The organism is Variovorax cryoconiti (assembly GCF_051216395.1).
Classification (GTDB): Bacteria; Pseudomonadota; Gammaproteobacteria; order Burkholderiales; family Burkholderiaceae_C; genus Variovorax.
Genome location: NZ_JBPJZI010000002.1, coordinates 761,488 through 780,451, shown reverse-complemented (window position 1 = coordinate 780,451; position 18,964 = coordinate 761,488). Strand labels below are relative to the sequence as shown.

Genomic DNA, 18,964 nt, shown 5'->3' with positions numbered 1-18,964 from the left:
GTTCAGCGCGCCAGCTGCGTCGCCTCGCGCGCCAATTGTTCGATGCGCGCCCAATCGCCCTTTTGGATGGCGTCGGTCGGCACGATCCACGAACCGCCCACGCAGGCCACGTTCGACAGCGCGAGGAACTCCGCCGCGTTGCCCACGTGGATGCCGCCCGTCGGGCAGAAGGTCACGTCGCCGAACGGCCCCTGCCAGGCCTTGAGCATCGGCAGGCCGCCGGCCTGCATCGCGGGGAAGAACTTGAGCTGCTGGTAGCCGTCTTCCTGCGCCATCATGATTTCGCTGCCAGTCGCCACGCCGGGCAGCAGGGGCAGGCCGAGGTCGCGGCAGGCCTTGCCGACCGCGGACGTGTAACCGGGGCTCACCCCGAACTTCGCACCGGCCAGCACCGAGGCCTGCGCGTCGGACGCGCTGCGGATGGTGCCGGCGCCGGCCACGGCCTCGGGCACGTCGCGGGCGATGGCTTCGATGCACTGCAGCGCCTGCGGCGTGCGCAGGGTGACTTCGAGCATGCGGATGCCGCCGGCCACCAGTGCGCGCGCCAGCGGCACGGCATGCGCCACGTCGTGCAGCACGATCACCGGGATCACCGGCGCATCGCGCATCACGTCCAGCGCGGTCAATTTTTCACTCATCTCATTGCTCCAAACGTTGCTGTTGGTCGTGCTGCCGGCGCCATCAGCGCCAGGAGCACCGCGGAACGGGCTTTGCCCGGCCGCTGGTGCTGCCCCCGGTGAGGGGGAGGGAGAAGCGGCACGAAGTGCGCGAAGCCCCGGGGGAGAGCCTTGACTACAGCCATGAGCAGGCTCCTTCTTCTGCGGTGAGCGCATTGCGGCGCATGCCGGCGAACAGTTCACGGCCGAGGCCGCGGCCGTCGGCCTGGCGTTGTTCGTCGGGCATGGTAGCCGTCTCGCGTTGCGCCCATTCGTCGTCGGGTAGCAGCACCGTCAGCGTGCCGGCCACGCCGTCGAGCCGGATGACATCGCCGTCGCGCACCTTGGCGAGCGGACCGCCGGCCGCCGCTTCGGGCGAGACGTGGATGGCGGCGGGCACCTTGCCCGACGCGCCGCTCATGCGCCCGTCGGTGACCAGCGCCACGCGGAAGCCCTTGCCCTGCAGCACCGACAGCGGCGGCGTGAGCTTGTGCAGTTCGGGCATGCCGTTGGCCTGCGGACCTTGCCAGCGCACCACGCACACCACGTCGCGGTCGAGCTCACCGGCGGTGAAAGCCTTCTGCAATGCGGCCTGCGAATCGAACACGCGCGCCGACGCCTCGATCACGTGGCGATCGTCGGGCACCGACGACACCTTGATTACGCTGCGACCCAGGTTGCCCTTGAGCAGCTTGAGGCCGCCGGTAGCGCTGAACGGTGCCGACACCGGGCGCGCCACCGCGTCGTTCTTCGACGGCGCCGCCGAGTGCCAGTGCAGCACGCCTTCGGCCGAGGGCTCGCCCTGCATCGTCGGAATGCTGGCGAACTCGGCGATGCCGCCGGCCCGCACGGTCAGCACGTCGGCGTGCATGAGGCCGGCGCCGACCAGTTCGCCGATCACGTAGCCGGGGCCGCCGGCGTCCTGGAAGGCGTTCACGTCGGCGCTGCCGTTGGGATAGACCCGCGTGAGCAGCGGCACCACGTCGGACAGTTCGGAGAAATCGTTCCAGTCGATCACGATGCCGGCGGCACGCGCCACCGCGACCCAGTGGATCAGGTGATTGGTCGACCCGCCGGTGGCCAGCAGTGCCGCCATCGCGTTGACGATGGCGCGCTCGTCGACCAGCCGGCCGATCGGCGGGCACTGGAAGGCCGTCGACGACGCCTTGCCCAGCACCGTGCGCACGGCCTCGCGCGTGAGCGCCTCGCGCATCGCATTGCCGGGCTGGATGAAGGCGGTGCCGGGCACGTGCAGGCCCATCGCCTCCAGCAGCATCTGGTTGCTGTTGGCCGTGCCGTAGAAGGTGCAGGTGCCGGGCGCGTGGTAGGCGGCCATTTCGGCCTCCATCAGGCCCGCACGGCCGACCAGGCCCTGCGCCGCCTGTTCGCGCACCTTGGCCTTGTCGCTGTTCGACAGGCCCGAAGGCATCGGCCCGGCCGGCACGAAGACGGTGGGCAAGTGGCCGAAGTGCAGCGCGCCGATCAGCAGGCCCGGCACGATCTTGTCGCACACGCCAAGCATCAGCGCGGCATCGAACATGTCGTGCGTGAGGGCGATGGCCGTGCCCATCGCGATCACGTCGCGGCTGAACAGGCTGAGTTCCATGCCGGGCGTGCCCTGCGTCACGCCGTCGCACATGGCTGGCACCCCACCCGCGACCTGCGCGGTGGCACCCAGGCGGCGCGCCTCGTGCTTGATGATGTCGGGGTAGCCCTGGTACGGCGCATGGGCCGAGAGCATGTCGTTGTAGGCGGTGACGATGCCGATGTTCGGCGCGCGCTCGGCGACGATCTTGAGCTTGTCGTTGACCGGCACGCCGGCCACGGCATGGGCCACGTTGGCGCAGCCCATGCGGTCGGAACCGCGGTCTCGGTGCCCGTAGGCATCGATCTGTTCCAGGTAGGCGGCGCGGGTCGACGCGCTGCGTTCGCGGATGCGTCGGGTGACGGCTTGGACGGTGTCGTGGAGTGGCATGCGGGGGCTGTGGATGCGCCGGCTGGCTGGAGGCTTCATGGTAAACCCTGGACCTGCGGCGCGGTGCGGGCGAAGGGCGCGCAGCCCTTCGCACCGCGTGGTGGGATTTACTTGCCGCGCACTTGCGCAACGGCCGCGTTGACCGAATCCCAGGTCTCCTGCCCCACCGACTTGGCGATGCCGACGTTCACCGTGGCAAGCTTCTCGCGCATGCGGTTGGCTTCGCTGGCCGGCAGTTCGTTGATCTGCATGCCCTTGGTCTTGAGCTCGGCCAGGGCCTTGGTGGCTTCTTCGCGCGTGTCCTTGCGTTCGAAGTCGCGGCTCTTCACCGCGGCGTCCTGCAGCACCTTCTTCTCGGCCGGGCTCAGCGTGTCCCACCACTTCTTGCTGACCGTGACGATCCAGGGGCTGTAGACGTGGTTGGTGACCGTCAGGTACTTCTGCACTTCGTAGAACTTGCTCGACACCACGGTGTTGAAAGGGTTCTCCTGGCCATCGACAGCGCGCGTTTCCAGCGCGGTGAACAGTTCGGAGAAAGGCAGCGGCACCGCGTTGGCACCGAGCGCCTTGAAGCTGTCGAGGAACACGTTGTTCTGCATCACGCGCAGCTTGATGTCGTTCATGTCCTCCAGCTTGTTGACCGGGCGCTTGCTGTTGGTGAGGTTGCGAAAGCCGTTCTCCCAGTACACCAGGCCGACCATGCCCTTGGGTTCGAGCTTGGCCTTGACCTTCTCACCCACCGGGCCGTCGAGCACGACGTCGGCTTCCTTCACGTTGGCAAAGAGGAAGGGCGTGTCCCACACGGCCATCTCGGGCACGATGCCCACCAGCGTGGCGGTCGAGCCGACCATCATTTCCTGCGCGCCGCCGATGAGCGCCTGCTGCATCTGGGTGTCGGAACCCAGCGATGCATTGCCGATGCCGCGGATCTTCATCTTGCCGCCGGTGGCCTTCTCGACCGCCTCGGCGAAGACCCGCACGGCACGGCCCTGGTTGGAGTTGTCCACCAGGCCATAGCCAAAGCGCACGATGCGCGGCTTGAAGTCCTGGGCCTGGACGGCACCTGCGGTGGCGAGTGCGGCCACCAGGCCGGCGAGAGCGAAACGAATGCGCATGGGAAGTCTCCTGTTGTCGAAAGGGATGGCAGAAAGAAAAGAAAGAGGGTTGACGCCGACGCTCAATGCATCCAGGCCAGCGGCGCGGTGATGAGCGACGGGAACAGCACGAACATCACGGCCAGCAGCACGTACATGAGCAGGAAGGGCGTGGTGCCCTTGATCACGGTTTCCATGCGCAGGTGGCCGACGCCGGCCACCACGTTCTGCACGGTGCCGACCGGCGGCGTGATCAGGCCGATGCAGCCCACGTAGATGAACATGAAGCCGAAGTACACCGGGTCGATGCCGGCCTTGACGGCCAGCGGCGCACACACCGGGCCGAAGATCAGGATGGTGGGCGTCAGGTCCATGGCGGTGCCGACCACCAGCAGGAACAGCATCATCAGCGCCATGAACACGATGGGGTTGCCCATCACGCCCGAGAAGCTGTCGGCCAGCATGTTGGGCAGGTCGGCCAGCGTGATCATGTAGGCCGTGACGGTGGCGGCACCGCACAGGAACATCACCACCGCCGTGGTCTTGCCCGCGGCCAGGAACACCTCGTACAGCCGGGCCCAGGTCATCTCGCGGTAGACGAACATCGAGACGATGAGCGCGTAGACCGCGGCCACCACCGCCGCTTCGGTCGGCGTGAAGATGCCGCCCTTGAGGCCACCCAGGATGATGACCGGCATCATCATGGCCCAGAAGCTGTGCACCAGCGCCTTCATGCGCGCGCCCCACGCCACGCGCGGCATGGCGGGCAGTTGGTGCTTGCGGGCGATCCACCACCAGGCGGCGATCAGGAACGCACCCATCATCAGGCCGGGGAACACGCCGGCCAGGAACAGCTTGCTGATCGACGTGTTAGTCGTCACGCCGTAGATCACGAAGGGCATCGACGGCGGGATGATCGGCGCGATGATGCCGCCCGACGCGAGCAGGCCCGCGCTGTAGCCGGGCGGGTACTTCTGCTCGCGCATCATGGGCAGCAGGATGGTGGCGAGCGCGGCGGTGTCGGCAATGGCCGAGCCGCTCATCGACGCCAGCAGCACCGCGGCGCCGATGGCCACGAAGCCCAGGCCGCCGGGGATGTGCCCCACGAACGCACGGGCCAGGTCGATGATGCGGCGCGACAGGCCGCCCGCGTTCATCAGCTCGCCGGCCAGGATGAAGAAGGGCACGGCCAGCAGCGGGAAGTTGTCGAAGCCGGCCTGCAGGTTCTGCGCGAGCAGTTGCGCGTCGAAGAAGTCCAGGTGCCACATGAGCGCGACACCGGTCAGCACCAGCGCATGGGCGATCGGCATGCCGATCACCATGCCGCCGATGAGCACGATCAGGAAGATGGCGGTGACGATCATGGCGCCGCCCTCACTCGATCTCGCCGGCGTCGCCGGACGTCGCCGGCGGCTCGCCGCGCACCAGGTCGACCACCAGCGCGACCAAGAGGCCGACCGCCAGCACCAGCGTGGCGGCAGCGCCGATCGCCAGCGGATAGCCCAGCACGGTGCTGAAGCTCTCCATGCCGGCGATCACCTGGCCCCAGGCGCCCTTGAGCAGCAGCACCATGCACAGCGCGACCAGCGCCTGGCTCACCCAGAACAGGCCCTTGCGCGCCCCGCCCTTCAGGCGCGAGGTCAGCATGTCGAAGCCCAGGTGCTTGCCCTCGAAGGCCGCAACGATGGTGCCGACGGCCACCAGCCAGACGAACAGCAGGCGCGAGATTTCCTCGTACGAGACGATGCTGGTGGCGAACACGTAGCGCAGCACGACGTTGACGAACACGGCGATGACCATGCCGGCCAGCGCCACGACCATGAAGAGTTCGGCCAGGCGTTGCAGCGCCGGCTTCCGGGGCGTTGGCGTTGTGGAAGAGGGATGACTCATGCGATGTCTCCGGGCGACGTGGCGCGCCCTGTGGTGGGATGGGGAGATGCAGCAGCGGCAGCCTGCGTCGGTGCGGCCCAGGCAACCACCGCGGTGACCAGGTCCGCCATGGGCTGCGTGGCGTCCAGCACCAGCACGCCCGGCTCGCCCACGGGCGATTCGAGCGTGGCGAACTGGTTCGACACCAGCGCCGGCGAAAAGAAATGACCGGCCCGCGACTGCACCCGGGCCAGCGCCGCGTCGTAGTCGAGAGCGAGAAAGACGAAGCCCAGGTGCGGCGTGGCCTCACGCAGCCGGTCGCGGTACCGGCGGCGCAGCGCGGAACAGGTCAGCACCCGGCCGACGCCCTCGGACGGAGACGCCAGCAGATCGGCCAGGCGGTCCAGCCAGCCGGCGCGGTCGGCGTCGGTCAGCGGTGTGCCCGCGCGCATCTTGGCAACGCTCTCGGGTGCGTGGTACGCGTCGCCCTCGTGCAGCGTCCAGCCCAGGGCAGCGGCACAGGCCGCGCCGACGCTCGACTTGCCGCAGCCGGAGACGCCCATGACCACGATGGCCTGCGGTTCGAAGGATGAGATAGCGCTGTCCATTGAGAGTCAAAAAAAGGCCCGGTCGAAGGGCCGGGCCGTGGCCGCTATTGTCTTCAAAAATTGGGGGCGAACAGGGAAGCACCTGCTGAACTCCCAGCGCACCCGGTGCGTTCTACTTGTTAACCCTGTGCTGGATAGCGCTATCCTAGAGAACAATGGGCGCTTCTTTCATCCGGATTTACCCTTGACCGACGCGACCCGCCGCCCTCGCCGCTCCAGTGGCCGCATCACGCTCGACGACGTGGCGCGGGCAGCGTCGGTCAGCCCGATCACCGTGTCCCGGGCGCTGCGCGGCGAACGCAGCGTCGACCCGGCGCTGGCCTCGCGGGTCCGCGAGGCGGCCGGGCGCCTGGGCTACGTGCCCGACCCCGCCGCCCGCGCCCTGGCGTCGCAGCGCAGCAGCCAGGTCCTGGTGCTGGTGCCGATGCTGTCCAACACCCTGTTCGTGGACCTGCTGGAAGCGGTGCACCGCACCCTGTTCCCCGAGGGCTACCAGCCCTTCATCGGCGTGACGCACTACGACAGCGCCGAAGAAGAACTGCTGCTGCACACCTACCTGCCCCACCGTCCCGCCGGCCTGCTGGTGACCGGCTTCGACCGCAGTGAAGCGGCGCGTCAGCTCATCGTGCGCAGCGGCGTGCCCTGCGTGCATCTGATGGAAACCAGCACCGCGCCCGGCGTCGCGTGCGTGGGGTTTTCACAGGTGGATGCCGGTGCCACCATCACGCGCCACCTGCTGGCGCGCGGGCGCCGTCGCATCGCCTTCTGCGGCGCCCAGCTCGACCCACGCGTGATGCAACGCGCCGAAGGCTACCGCCGCGGCCTGCGCGAGGCCGGCCTCTACGACCCGCGGCTGGAAATGCTCAGCCCGGAGCGCTCGTCGATCGCCCTGGGGGCGCGCCTGTTCGAGGAGATGCTGCAGCGCATGCCGGACATCGACGCCATCTTCTTCTGCAACGACGACATCGCCCAGGGCGGGCTGCTGGCCGCCAACCGCCTGCAGGTGCTGGTGCCGGGCCGCATCGCCATCGCCGGCTTCAACGACCTGGCGGGCAGCGACCAGATGGTGCCGCCGCTCACCACCGTGCGCACACCGCGCAGCGAAGTGGGCCGGGCCGGCGCAGAGATGCTGCTGGGCATGATGCGCGGCACACTGCCGTTGCCCGGCTGCGTCGAGCTGGACTACGAGCTGGTCGTGCGCGGCAGCAGCTGAGGCGCGCGCCGCCCAGAAAAAAGCCCGGTCGACACCGGGCCTGCCTGCAAAGCGTCTGGCGCCGCTCAGTCGAGCAACTTCACCTCGACGCGCCGTGCCTCGGCGTCGTTGCCCGAACCGGCGCTGACGGCTGGCTTCTGCAGGTTGACCTTGTCGGCGGAGACGCCCAGGCCCACGAGCACGTCTCGCACCGTCTGCGCCCGCAGCTTGGCCAGCTCTTCGTTGATCTTCGCGTCACCCGTGGTGTCGTGGAATCCCGAGATCACCGCCTTGCGACCGCCTTCGACGCCCTGGATGACCAAGGCCAGCGCCTCGGCGGCCCCCGGCGCCAGGTCGGCGCTGCCGGTGGCGAAATAGAAGTTCACGACGCCGCCCACGACCCGGATGCTCGCGCCTTCGGGCACGACGGCGGTCACGGTTTCGGTGGTCAGGGTGCTGCCCGGCGCAGGCACGGGCGCCGGCGCTTCAGCCGATTCCACCTGTGTGACGGGCAAGCCGCTGTCCTGCGCGCTCAGGGGCGTCGCACCGCCCATGCCGTAATTGAAGACCGCCACCCCCACCACGGTAAAGACCACCAGCGCGATCAGCGCAAAAAGAAACCCGAGGGCAAAGCGCTGCTGACTGTCTTCGTCGTTGCTGGATGACATCCGATGTTCTCCGTAGGAAAGGGGGCGGTAAATAATGGGCGGGTGATCCATGACCGCGAAATTGTAGGTGCCCCGGCCGATGCGGCCTGCGGCAACCCCGGCCCACCCGGCCTCGACCCGCTGCCGCGCGCGCTGCGCGACCCGCAGCCGATGCTCGAACGCACCATCGCCGACTGGGGCGGCCACGACGACCTCTGGCTCTTCGGCTATGGCTCGCTCATCTGGCGGCCCGACTTCGACTTCGCCGAACGCCGCGCGGCCAAGGTGCACGGCTGGCATCGGGCGCTCAAGATGTGGAGCCGCGTGAACCGCGGCACGGTGCAGAACCCGGGGCTGGTCTTCGGGCTGCTCTCGGGCGGCAGTTGCCAGGGCATGGTGTTCCGCATCCCGGCGGCCGACGGCCTCGAGACCCTGGGCCGGCTGTGGCTGCGCGAGATGCCCACCGGCGTCTACGACCCGCGCTGGCTCGACTGCGTCACGCCCGGCGGCCGGGTGCGGGCCCTGGCCTTCACGCTGTCGCGGCGCAGCCCGAACTTCACCGGCGAGTTGAGCGACGCACGCTACCGCCAGATCTTCCAGAGCGCCACCGGCCGCTACGGCACCTCGCTCGACTACGCCCGCCAGACATGGCTCGAACTGCAGCGCCACGCCATCCACGACCGTGCGCTGGCCCGCCTTGTGCAACTCGCAGAATGCGAACAGTCGGCATCGGCCGATTGCAGCGCACCGACGGCACCGCTATACCCGGACACCGCCGCATCCGCAGCGCCCCAAAACTTCCAGGAGAAACCATGACCTCTCGTTTCCGTTCGATCGCCCTGGCCACCGCGGCCGCGGGCCTGCTCGCAGGCTGCGCCTCGATGTCCGGCGGGTCCGGCGCCATCGCCGACCTCGTGCCGACCGCGGCGATCACGCCCAACCCGACCATCGGCAAGGTGACCTTCACACCGCTCGAGCACGGCCTGCGCGTGGCCGGCGAAGTGCGCGGCCTGCCGCCGAACACCGAGCACGGCTTTCACATCCACGAGAAGGGCGACTGCGGCGACAACGGCAATGCGTCCGGCGGCCACTTCAACCCGGCTGGCGGCGTGCACGGCAAGTTCGCGGCCCCCGGCAGCCACGCCGGCGAGCTGCCCAGCCTGATGGCCGACGCGAGCGGTGTGGCGCGCTTCCGCGTCGACGTCCATTCCATCTCGTTGACCGACGGCGCCGCCAACAACGTGATCGGCCGGGCGCTGGTGGTGCACCGCGACCGCGACGACTTCACGACGCAGCCGGCCGGCAATTCCGGCCCGCGCATCGCCTGCGCGGTCATCGCGAAGGGCTGAGTCCCCGCGCGGTCAACAGCGCTTCGGCGGCAGCGAGGTCGGCCAGGGTGTCGATGTCGGTCACGGTGCCGACGTCGTCCACCACGAGGTCGACCACCACGCCCCGCGCGCGCAACGCCTGCAGCACGGGCGCGGCACCGCGCTCGCCGGAAAGGGCCAGGAGCGCGTCGCGCGCGCCCGCGGCGAACGCCACCGGGTGACCCCGCTGTCCTTCGCGCTGCGGTTGCACCGCCTCGGCGCCCGCGGCCAGCGCCTCGGCCACGCGGCGCAGCGTTTCGGGCAACACCAACGGCAGGTCGGCCGGCAGCACCAGCCAGCCGGACGCACCAACCGTCGCGCGCACGGCCGCCGCGATCGAGTCGCCCATGCCTGGATGGCCGGCATCTTCGAGGTGCCACGGCAGTCCGCTGGCGCGCACCGCATCGAGCGTCCGCTCCAGAACTGGCTTGCCGCCAAGAGGCGCCGTCAGCTTATGCTGCGCGCCGCCCGAGGCGCGAAAGCGTTCGCCGCGGCCGGAGGCCAGCACGAGCACGGTGGGCAGGTCGGAAGGCAGGGGCACGGTCATGCCCGAAGTATCACGCGCACGCCGCAGATGGCGTGCTGCGCCGACAATCACCCGATGACCTCCCCCAACGACACCCTCGCCGCGCTGCGCAAGAGCTACGAACGCGCCGAGCTGGACGAAACCCACAGTGCGCACGAGCCGCTGCAGCAGTTCGAACGCTGGCTCGGCGAAGCCATCGAGGCGCAAGTCCCCGAGCCCAACGCCATGACGCTGGCCACGGTCGGCAGCGACCTGCGGCCGTCGACCCGCATCGTGCTCATCAAGGGCTACGACGCGCGCGGCGTCGTCTGGTACACCAACTACCAGAGCCGCAAGGGCCAGGAGCTGGCCGGCAACCCGTATGCGGCGCTGCAGTTCCACTGGGTCGAGCTCGAGCGTGTGGTGCGCATCGAGGGCCGTGTCGAGAAAGTCGATGCCGCAGAAAGCGACGCCTATTTCGCGAGCCGTCCGCTCGACTCCCGCATCGGTGCCTGGGCCAGCCCGCAGAGCGAGGTGATCTCGGGGCGCGACGTGCTGGTGAAGAACGCCGCCGTCGCCGCCGCCCGGCACCTGCTGGCACCACCGCGGCCACCGCACTGGGGCGGCTACCGGCTGGTGCCAGACCGCTGGGAGTTCTGGCAGGGCCGCAAGAGCCGCCTGCACGACCGGCTGCGCTACCGGCACGACGGCGACTGGGTGCGCGAACGGCTGGCACCCTGAGCCCGACAGCGACCTGCGCGGCGCACGCCTACACCGAATCGCGCCGCCTGGGGCAGCGGGTGTGGGTGCTGCAAGTTCCTAGAATGCGCGGTCCTGCCGCTTTTGCCTCCCCCACGTGTCCGATCGCCTCCCCGTTCTCCCCCAGTACCTCCTGCCCAAGCAGGCCCTGACCTCCTTCGCCGGTTGGGTCGCCGGCAAGGAACGCGGCGCGGTCACGACCTGGATCGTGCGGCGCTTCGTCGCCAAGTACGGCGTGAACATGGCGGAGGCGCTCAACAGCGACATCGCCAGCTACGCCAGCTTCAACGACTTCTTCACCCGGGCGCTCAAGCCCGGCGCCCGGCCGATCGCCGCCGCCGACCTGGTGTCGCCAGTCGACGGCGCCATCAGCCAGTTCGGCACGATCGACGACGACCAGATCTTCCAGGCCAAGGGCCACCACTGCACGGCCACCGCGCTGGTCGGCGGCGATGCGGCACTGGCGGCGCAGTTCGCGCACGGCAGCTTCGCCACGCTCTACCTGAGCCCGCGCGACTACCACCGCATCCACATGCCCTGCGACGGGCGGCTGCGCCGCATGATCTACGTGCCGGGCGAGCTGTTCTCGGTGAACCCGACCACCGCCCGCGGCGTGCCGGGCCTGTTCGCGCGCAACGAGCGCACCGTGTGCCTGTTCGACGGGCCGCGCGGCCCCTTCGTGCTGGTGCTGGTCGGCGCCACCATCGTGGGCAGCATGGCCACGGTCTGGCACGGCGTGATCAACCCGCCGCGCGGCGGCGAGGTGCGCGAGTGGCGCTACGACGACCAGGACATCGCGCTCAAGCAGGGCGACGAGATGGGGCGCTTCCTGCTCGGCTCGACGGTCGTGATGCTGTTCCCGCGACCCGCGCTGGCCTTCAACCCGGCCTGGGCGCCAGGCCGGCCGGTGCGTCTGGGCGAAGTGATGGCCAACCACGCCACCGGTTGAGCGTTGTCCGCCGCAGCCCACGGCTGGCGCGACGCGACAGCTACAACATTCGTAGCAAACGGACGCCTGCGCTATAGTCGCCAGCCCCGCTTTGCGCCGCCATCCATGCCGAGGAGACGACCCCGATGAGTTCCAAGGAAAACGCAGCCGTGAACCAGCTGCTGGCGTTGCTCGAAGCACGCTACGCCTTGCGGGTGCTCTGGGCGCTGCGGGATGGCCATGCACAGACGTTCCGGCTGCTGCAGGACAGCGTGGGCGGCATCACGCCCAACACGCTGAACACCCGCATCAAGGAACTGCGCGAAGCCGGGGTCGTCAGCCACAGCGGCGAAGGCTACTGCCTGACACTCAGCGGGCAGGACCTGCTCAAGCGCCTGTCCGACCTGCAGGCCTTCGCCGCCAAATGGCAGGCGGGGCAGGTCAGGAAAGCAGCGGCCGCGGCGGCAACGCCAACCGCGACGGTATCGACGCCCCTCCCACCCGCGTCGCCCCCCTCCTCGCACTGACCAGCCGGCCGCCGCCGCGCTGCGACGGCGTGGCGTCCTGCAGAGCGGCCGTGGCTGCTCGTTAAACTCCCCCGCTTTCTTTCTCTTCACACCCCACAAGGAGCGCCCATGCCCACCACCCCTTCCGGCCTGCAGTACGAAGACACCGTCGTCGGTGACGGCGCCGAAGCCAAGCCCGGCCAGCACGTGCACGTGCACTACACCGGCTGGCTGTACAACGACGGCGTGCAAGGCGCCAAGTTCGACTCCAGCCGCGACCGCAACGACCCCTTCGCGTTCTCGCTGGGCGCCGGCCAGGTCATCAAGGGCTGGGACGAAGGCGTCGCCGGCATGAAGATCGGCGGCCAGCGCACGCTGGTCATCCCGGCCGCGCTGGGCTACGGTGCCCGCGGCGCCGGCGGCGTGATTCCGCCGAACGCCACGCTGAAGTTCGACGTCGAACTGCTCGACGCACACTGAGAGATTTGGCTCGCCCCCAGGCTTGCTCGCTTCGCGTAGCCGCCAACCCCCTACCGGGGGCAACACCAGCGGCCTGGCAAAGCCAGTTCCGCGGTGTTCCTGGAACAGGCAGGCGGGGGGACGGGGCGAATTCAGTGTTTCCCGCCAGCGGCTTGATCAGCCGCATTTTTTTGCCTTGAAAAGCCCTGCCGCCGGCCCCAGATGGCCTGCAATCGTTTCTTTCACGGCCGATCCAACGGTTTTTGAGCATGTCCGACCCAAAAAATCCAGAACTGAACCCGCAGACCCTGCAAGGCGACCCGAGCCCCGAAGAGCTGGAAGCCGCGCAGTTCGCCAACGAGGCCGATGCCCAGAACGAACTGGCCACCGTCCAGGCCGAACTGGCCGCGCTCCAGGCCAAGAACGCCGAATTGGCCGACCAGTACCTCCGCGCTCAGGCCGACGTGCAGAACGCCCGCCGCCGCGCCGACGACGACATCAGCAAGGCCCGCAAGTTCGCGGTCGAGTCCTTTGCCGAAAGCCTGTTGCCGGTGACGGACAGCCTGGAAGCCGGTCTCGCGATCCAGGACGTCACACCCGAACAGATCCGCGAAGGCGCCGAAGCCACGCTGCGCCAGCTCAAGAGTGCGCTCGAACGCCACAAGGTGATCGAGATCGCCCCGGCTGCCGGCACCAAGTTCGACCCGCACCAGCACCAGGCGATCTCGGTCGTGCCGACGCCGGGCCAGGAGCCCAACACCATCGTGGGCGTGCTGCAAAAGGGCTACACCATCGCCGAACGCGTGCTGCGCCCGGCGCTGGTCACGGTCAGCTCGGCGAGCTGATCGCGCACAAGAAACCCACAGGAAATCCCCGCGCCATCCCTTGAATCACAGCGGGTTATCCACACGTTCACAACAACTTCATTTCAGCATTCAGGAGAACCTTCATCATGGGCAGAATCATCGGCATCGACCTTGGCACCACCAACTCGTGCGTCTCGATCATGGAGGGCAACACGACCCGCGTGATCGAGAACTCCGAAGGCGCGCGCACCACGCCGTCCATCGTGGCGTATCAGGAAGACGGTGAAGTGCTGGTCGGCGCCTCGGCCAAGCGCCAGGCCGTGACGAACCCGAAGAACACGATCTACGCCGTCAAGCGCCTGATCGGCCGCAAGTTCGAAGAGAAGGAAGTGCAGAAGGACATCGACCTGATGCCCTACACCATCTCCAAGGCCGACAACGGCGACGCGTGGGTCGAAGTGCGCGGCAAGAAGCTGGCACCGCAACAGGTCAGCGCCGAGATCCTGCGCAAGATGAAGAAGACCGCCGAAGACTACCTCGGCGAGCCGGTGACTGAAGCGGTCATCACCGTGCCGGCCTACTTCAACGACAGCCAGCGCCAGGCCACGAAGGACGCCGGCCGCATCGCGGGCCTGGACGTCAAGCGCATCATCAACGAGCCCACCGCCGCGGCCCTGGCCTTCGGCCTGGACAAGCACGACAAGGCCGACCGCAAGATCGCCGTGTACGACCTGGGCGGCGGCACCTTCGACGTGTCGATCATCGAGATCGCCGACGTCGACGGCGAGAAGCAGTTCGAAGTGCTGTCGACCAACGGCGACACCTTCCTGGGCGGCGAAGACTTCGACCAGCGCATCATCGACTACATCATTTCCGAGTTCAAGAAAGAGCAAGGCGTCGACCTCGGCAAGGACGTGCTCGCGCTGCAACGCCTGAAGGAAGCCGCGGAAAAGGCCAAGATCGAACTGTCGAACGGCGCCGCGACCGACATCAACCTGCCCTACGTCACGGCCGATGCCTCGGGCCCGAAGCACCTGAACATCAAGCTCAGCCGCGCCAAGCTGGAAAGCCTGGTCGACGAGCTGATCGAACGCACCATCGCGCCCTGCCGCACCGCCATCAAGGATGCCGGCGTGTCGGTCAACGACATCAACGACGTGATCCTGGTCGGCGGCATGACCCGCATGCCCAAGGTGCAGGAGAAGGTCAAGGAGTTCTTCGGCAAGGAACCGCGCAAGGACGTGAACCCGGACGAAGCCGTGGCCGTCGGCGCCGCCATCCAGGGCCAGGTGCTCTCGGGCGACCGCAAGGACGTCCTGCTGCTGGACGTGACCCCGCTGTCGCTGGGCATCGAGACGATGGGCGGCGTGATGACCAAGATGATCGTGAAGAACACGACCATCCCGACCAAGTTCGCGCAGACCTTCTCGACCGCCGAAGACAACCAGCCGGCCGTGACGATCAAGGTGTTCCAGGGCGAACGCGAGATCGCCTCGGGCAACAAGGCGCTGGGCGAGTTCAACCTGGAAGGCATCCCGCCGGCCGCGCGCGGCACGCCGCAGATCGAGGTGAGCTTCGACATCGACGCCAACGGCATCCTGCACGTGGGCGCCAAGGACAAGGGCACCGGCAAGGAAAACAAGATCACCATCAAGGCGAACTCGGGCCTGTCGGAAGACGAGATCCAGAAGATGGTGAAGGACGCCGAGCTGAACGCCGCCGACGACAAGAAGAAGGTCGAACTGGCGCAGGCCCGCAACCAGGGCGAAGCCATGGTCCACAGCGTGAAAAAGTCGCTGGGCGAACACGGTGCGAGCCTGGAAGCCGGCGAGAAGGAAAAGATCGAAGCCGCGATCAAGGACGTCGAAGAGGCGCTCAAGACCGAGGACAAGGCCGCGATCGAGGAAAAGACCAACACGCTGATGAGCGCGAGCCAGAAGCTGGGCGAGAAGATGTACGCCGATGCGCAGGCCGCGGCCGGCGCCGCAGGTGGCCCCGGTGCCGCCGCTGGCGCGGAAGCTGCAAGCGCCCCGGCCGACGACAACGTCGTCGACGCCGAGGTGAAGGAAGTGAAGAAGGGCTGATCGGCAGCCGCTCTCCAAGGCTGGATCACCCTGTCGGGTGCTCCAGCCTTTTCCGTTTCCTGACCCCGCTCCCGACGACCACGCACCATGGCCACCAAACGCGACTACTACGAAACCCTCGGCGTTCCCAAGAACGCGAGCGAGGAAGAAATCAAGAAGGCTTATCGCAAGCTCGCGATGAAGCACCACCCCGACCGCAACCAGGGTGACGCCTCGAAGGACGCCGAGGCAAAGTTCAAGGACGCCAAGGAAGCGTACGAGATGCTGTCCGATGCGCAGAAGCGCGCCGCCTACGACCAGTACGGCCACGCCGGCGTCGACCCGAACATGCGCGGCGGCCCGGGCGCGGAGGGCTTCGGCGGCTTTGCGGAAGCTTTCGGCGACATCTTCGGCGACGTCTTCGGCGGCGCCCGCGGCGGCCGCCAGGGCAGCGGTCGCCAGGTGTTTCGCGGCAGCGACCTGAGCTACGCGATGGAGATCACGCTGGAGGAAGCGGCCGAAGGCAAGGACGCGCAGATCCGCATCCCGAGCTGGGACGACTGCGAGACATGTCACGGCAGCGGCGCCAAGCCCGGCACCAAGCCTATCACCTGCACCACCTGCCACGGCCAGGGCTCGGTGCAGATGCGCCAGGGCTTCTTCAGCGTGCAGCAGACCTGCCCGCAATGCCACGGCAGCGGCAAGATCATCCCCGAGCCGTGCGCCACCTGCCACGGCCAGGGCAAGATCAAGAACAACAAGACGCTGGAGGTGAAGATCCCCGCGGGCATCGACGACGGCATGCGCATCCGCAGCACCGGCAACGGCGAGCCCGGCACCAACGGCGGGCCACCGGGCGATCTTTACATCGAGATCCGCCTGAAGAAGCACGAGATCTTCGAGCGCGACGGCGACGACCTGCACTGCGTGGTGCCCGTCAGCATGACCACGGCCGCGCTGGGCGGCGAGATCAACGTGCCGACCCTCAGCGGCGCGGCCGCCATCGACATTCCCGATGGCACGCAAAGCGGCAAGCAGTTCCGCCTGCGCGGCAAGGGCATCAAGGGCGTGCGCGGCAGCTACCCGGGCGACCTGTACTGCCACGTCCGCGTCGAGACGCCCGTGAAGCTCACCGAGCACCAGCGCAAGCTGCTCAAGGAGCTCGACGACTCCTTCAAGAAGGGCGGCCACAAGCACAGCCCGACCGACAAGGGCTGGTTCGACAAGGCCAAGGAATTCTTCAGCTGAACGCCTTTGGCTGACATCGCTCCGACAAGGGCGGCCTGCGGGCCGCCCTTTTGTTTGGTGCTATCGATATACGGGGAAAACACGGTCGGCGATCACTGTTGCCGAATCGTTCATGGTTCAGGGTGGAACTTGATCCAGCGCTGTTGTTCAGAGAGAACACACCACACGCAGGTGCGATCTTTGCTTTATGCTGAATCAGCAGTTTGGTTAGGGAGTTTTTGCAGGCACCACGCCGTGCGCAAGCGCCTACACAGCGGTTGCGGTCAGCGCGTGTTCTGCGGCAGATCCGGGGCTACGGCCTCATTGACTCGATGGAGGTTTTGTCCATGGATGTGATCAGCAACTTTGCCGCCCGCTACGACCGCACGCGAGAAGAGGTCATCTCGCTGCAGGAGTACCTCGACATCTGCAAGCGTGAACCGGTGGCCTACGCCAGCGCCGCCGAACGCATGCTCAAGGCCATCGGCGAACCCGAACTCGTCGACACCCGCAACGACCCGCGCCTCTCGCGCATCTTTGCGAACAAGGTCATCAAGCTCTATCCGGCGTTCAAGGAGTTCTATGGCATGGAAGACGCCATCGAACAGGTGGTGTCTTACTTCCGCCATGCCGCCCAGGGCCTGGAGGAAAAGAAACAGATCCTTTACCTGCTGGGCCCGGTGGGCGGTGGCAAGAGTTCCATCGCCGAACGGCTCAAGCAGTTGATGGAGCAAGTGCCCTTCTATTCGATCAAGGGTTCGCCGGTAAACGAATCGCCGCTCGGGCTGTTCGACCCGACGGAAGACGGCGAAATCCTCGAGAAGGAATACGGCATTCCGCGCCGGTACCTGCAGCGCATCCTGTCGCCGTGGGCCGTGAAGCGGCTCGAGGAATACGGCGGCGACATCCGCAAGTTCCAGGTGGTCAAGCGCTACCCGTCTGTGCTGCGGCAGATCGGCGTGGCCAAGACCGAACCCGGCGACGAGAACAACCAGGACATCTCTTCGCTGGTCGGCAAGATCGACATCCGCAAGCTCGAGACCTACGCGCAGGACGACCCCGACGCTTACTCGTATTCCGGAGGCCTGTGCCTTGCGAACCAGGGGCTGCTCGAGTTCGTCGAGATGTTCAAGGCGCCGATCAAGGTGCTGCATCCCTTGCTGACGGCCACGCAGGAAGGCAATTTCAAGGGCACCGAAGGCTTCGGCGCCATTCCCTTCGACGGCGTCGTGCTGGCCCACAGCAACGAAAGCGAATGGAAGGCCTTTCGCAACAACAAGAACAACGAGGCCTTCCTCGACCGGATCTACATCGTCAAGGTGCCGTACTGCCTGCGCGTCTCGGAAGAAATCAAGATCTACGAGAAGCTGGTGCGCACCTCGTCGCTGTGGGAAGCACCGTGCGCCCCTGGCACGCTGCGCATGATGGCGCAGTTCTCGGTGCTCACGCGCCTGAAGGAGTCGGAGAACTCGAGCATCTTCAGCAAGATGCAGGTCTACGACGGCGACAGCCTGAAGGACACCGACCCCAAGGCCAAGTCGCTGCAGGAGTACCGCGACTACGCCGGCGTCGACGAGGGCATGAGCGGCGTGTCGACGCGCTTCGCCTTCAAGATCATCTCGAAGGTCTTCAACTTCGACAGCAGCGAGGTCGCTGCCAACCCGGTGCACCTGATGTACGTGCTCGAACAGCAGATCGAGCGCGAGCAGTTCCCGGCCGAGACCGAACAGAAGTACCTGGCGTACATCAAGGAGCACCTGGCGGTGCGCTATGCCGAGTTCATCGGCAAGGAAATCCAGACCGCCTACCTCGAGAGCTACAGCGAGTACGGCCAGAACATCTTCGATCGCTACGTGACCTACGCCGACTACTGGATCCAGGACCAGGAGTACCGCGACGTCGACACCGGCGAGGTGTTCGACCGCGTGGCGCTCAACGGCGAGCTCGAGAAGATCGAGAAGCCCGCCGGCATCTCGAACCCGAAGGATTTCCGCAACGAGATCGTCAACTTCGTGCTGCGCGCACGGGCCGGAAATGCCGGGCGCAACCCCGCGTGGACCAGCTACGAGAAGCTGCGCACGGTGATCGAGAAGAAGATGTTTTCGAACACCGAGGAGCTGCTGCCCGTCATCAGCTTCAACACCAAGAGCAGTGCCGACGAACAGAAGAAGCACCAGGACTTCGTCGCGCGCATGGTCGAGAAGGGCTACACCGCCAAGCAGGTGCGGCTGCTGTGCGAGTGGTACCTGCGCGTTCGCAAGAGTTCTTGAGTTTGATGTCGCGCTCCGGCGCGGAGGTGTGAC

The 18,964-nt window shown here is 67.3% G+C and carries 19 protein-coding genes; 11 read left to right on the top strand and 8 right to left on the bottom strand.

The window, feature by feature from the left end:
* Positions 1 to 2: 2 nt before the first annotated feature.
* The 6 genes from ACSFA2_RS08430 to ACSFA2_RS08405 form a co-directional block, all read right to left on the bottom strand.
* The gene (locus ACSFA2_RS08430) at positions 3 to 638 is read right to left on the bottom strand and encodes a bifunctional 4-hydroxy-2-oxoglutarate aldolase/2-dehydro-3-deoxy-phosphogluconate aldolase (protein WP_435454852.1); all 636 of its coding nucleotides are present in this window, start codon (positions 636 to 638) and stop codon (positions 3 to 5) included.
* Positions 639 to 792: 154 nt separating this feature from the next.
* The gene (gene edd, locus ACSFA2_RS08425) at positions 793 to 2,631 is read right to left on the bottom strand and encodes a phosphogluconate dehydratase (protein ID WP_435454851.1); all 1,839 of its coding nucleotides are present in this window, start codon (positions 2,629 to 2,631) and stop codon (positions 793 to 795) included.
* Between the two features lie 107 nt (positions 2,632 to 2,738).
* A complete protein-coding gene (locus ACSFA2_RS08420) occupies positions 2,739 to 3,746 on the bottom strand; it encodes a TRAP transporter substrate-binding protein (protein ID WP_435454850.1) in 1,008 nt (335 codons plus the stop codon).
* Positions 3,747 to 3,808: 62 nt separating this feature from the next.
* The gene (locus ACSFA2_RS08415) at positions 3,809 to 5,089 is read right to left on the bottom strand and encodes a TRAP transporter large permease (protein WP_435454849.1); all 1,281 of its coding nucleotides are present in this window, start codon (positions 5,087 to 5,089) and stop codon (positions 3,809 to 3,811) included.
* A gap of 10 nt (positions 5,090 to 5,099) precedes the next feature.
* Positions 5,100 to 5,615 (bottom strand): TRAP transporter small permease, encoded by a 516-nt coding sequence (locus ACSFA2_RS08410; RefSeq protein WP_435454848.1) that lies wholly within the window; start codon positions 5,613 to 5,615, stop codon positions 5,100 to 5,102.
* Complete coding sequence (locus ACSFA2_RS08405) at positions 5,612 to 6,202, bottom strand: gluconokinase (RefSeq protein WP_435454847.1); 591 nt, start codon at positions 6,200 to 6,202, stop codon at positions 5,612 to 5,614. Before ACSFA2_RS08405 ends, ACSFA2_RS08410 begins: the two co-directional genes overlap by 4 nt.
* A gap of 184 nt (positions 6,203 to 6,386) precedes the next feature.
* Here ACSFA2_RS08405 and gntR point away from each other — a divergent pair, with 184 nt between their 5' ends.
* Positions 6,387 to 7,415: an HTH-type transcriptional regulator GntR gene (gene gntR, locus ACSFA2_RS08400; protein ID WP_435454846.1), complete on the top strand. Its 1,029-nt coding sequence runs from the start codon at positions 6,387 to 6,389 to the stop codon at positions 7,413 to 7,415.
* Positions 7,416 to 7,480: 65 nt separating this feature from the next.
* On the opposite strand, the gene ACSFA2_RS08395 is transcribed toward gntR, so the two are convergent.
* Positions 7,481 to 8,062 carry an OmpA family protein gene (locus ACSFA2_RS08395; RefSeq protein WP_435454845.1) on the bottom strand — a complete coding sequence of 194 codons (582 nt, stop codon included), beginning with the start codon at positions 8,060 to 8,062 and terminating at the stop codon, positions 7,481 to 7,483.
* Positions 8,063 to 8,182: 120 nt separating this feature from the next.
* Here ACSFA2_RS08395 and ACSFA2_RS08390 point away from each other — a divergent pair, with 120 nt between their 5' ends.
* Positions 8,183 to 8,857, top strand: a complete 675-nt coding sequence (locus ACSFA2_RS08390) for a gamma-glutamylcyclotransferase (RefSeq protein ID WP_435455007.1) — start codon at positions 8,183 to 8,185, stop codon at positions 8,855 to 8,857.
* On the top strand, positions 8,854 to 9,390 hold the full coding sequence (locus tag ACSFA2_RS08385; RefSeq protein WP_435454844.1) for a superoxide dismutase family protein: 537 nt from the start codon (positions 8,854 to 8,856) through the stop codon (positions 9,388 to 9,390). Before ACSFA2_RS08390 ends, ACSFA2_RS08385 begins: the two co-directional genes overlap by 4 nt.
* Here ACSFA2_RS08385 and ACSFA2_RS08380 read toward each other — a convergent pair.
* On the bottom strand, positions 9,374 to 9,955 hold the full coding sequence (locus tag ACSFA2_RS08380) for an NTP transferase domain-containing protein (protein WP_435454843.1): 582 nt from the start codon (positions 9,953 to 9,955) through the stop codon (positions 9,374 to 9,376). The two genes, ACSFA2_RS08385 and ACSFA2_RS08380, sit on opposite strands and share 17 nt — an antisense overlap.
* Before the next feature lie 54 nt (positions 9,956 to 10,009).
* Between ACSFA2_RS08380 and pdxH the strand changes: the two genes are divergently transcribed.
* The 8 genes from pdxH (at position 10,010) to ACSFA2_RS08340 (ending at position 18,931) form a co-directional block, all read left to right on the top strand.
* Entirely contained in the window at positions 10,010 to 10,654 is a 645-nt protein-coding gene (gene pdxH, locus ACSFA2_RS08375; RefSeq protein ID WP_435454842.1) for a pyridoxamine 5'-phosphate oxidase, read from the top strand.
* Positions 10,655 to 10,769: 115 nt separating this feature from the next.
* Positions 10,770 to 11,621: an archaetidylserine decarboxylase gene (asd, locus tag ACSFA2_RS08370; protein WP_435454841.1), complete on the top strand. Its 852-nt coding sequence runs from the start codon at positions 10,770 to 10,772 to the stop codon at positions 11,619 to 11,621.
* 125 nt (positions 11,622 to 11,746) lie between these two features.
* Entirely contained in the window at positions 11,747 to 12,127 is a 381-nt protein-coding gene (locus ACSFA2_RS08365) for a winged helix-turn-helix transcriptional regulator (protein WP_435454840.1), read from the top strand.
* Between the two features lie 108 nt (positions 12,128 to 12,235).
* Positions 12,236 to 12,586, top strand: coding sequence for an FKBP-type peptidyl-prolyl cis-trans isomerase (locus ACSFA2_RS08360; protein ID WP_286648589.1), 351 nt, complete (start codon positions 12,236 to 12,238; stop codon positions 12,584 to 12,586).
* A 248-nt stretch (positions 12,587 to 12,834) separates the two neighbouring features.
* The gene (gene grpE, locus ACSFA2_RS08355) at positions 12,835 to 13,410 is read left to right on the top strand and encodes a nucleotide exchange factor GrpE (protein WP_435454839.1); all 576 of its coding nucleotides are present in this window, start codon (positions 12,835 to 12,837) and stop codon (positions 13,408 to 13,410) included.
* A 107-nt stretch (positions 13,411 to 13,517) separates the two neighbouring features.
* A complete protein-coding gene (gene dnaK / locus ACSFA2_RS08350; protein WP_435454838.1) occupies positions 13,518 to 15,455 on the top strand; it encodes a molecular chaperone DnaK in 1,938 nt (645 codons plus the stop codon).
* Between the two features lie 87 nt (positions 15,456 to 15,542).
* Positions 15,543 to 16,682 carry a molecular chaperone DnaJ gene (gene dnaJ, locus ACSFA2_RS08345; protein WP_435454837.1) on the top strand — a complete coding sequence of 380 codons (1,140 nt, stop codon included), beginning with the start codon at positions 15,543 to 15,545 and terminating at the stop codon, positions 16,680 to 16,682.
* 326 nt (positions 16,683 to 17,008) lie between these two features.
* Positions 17,009 to 18,931 (top strand): PrkA family serine protein kinase, encoded by a 1,923-nt coding sequence (locus ACSFA2_RS08340; protein ID WP_435454836.1) that lies wholly within the window; start codon positions 17,009 to 17,011, stop codon positions 18,929 to 18,931.
* The last annotated feature ends 33 nt before the right edge of the window (positions 18,932 to 18,964 follow it).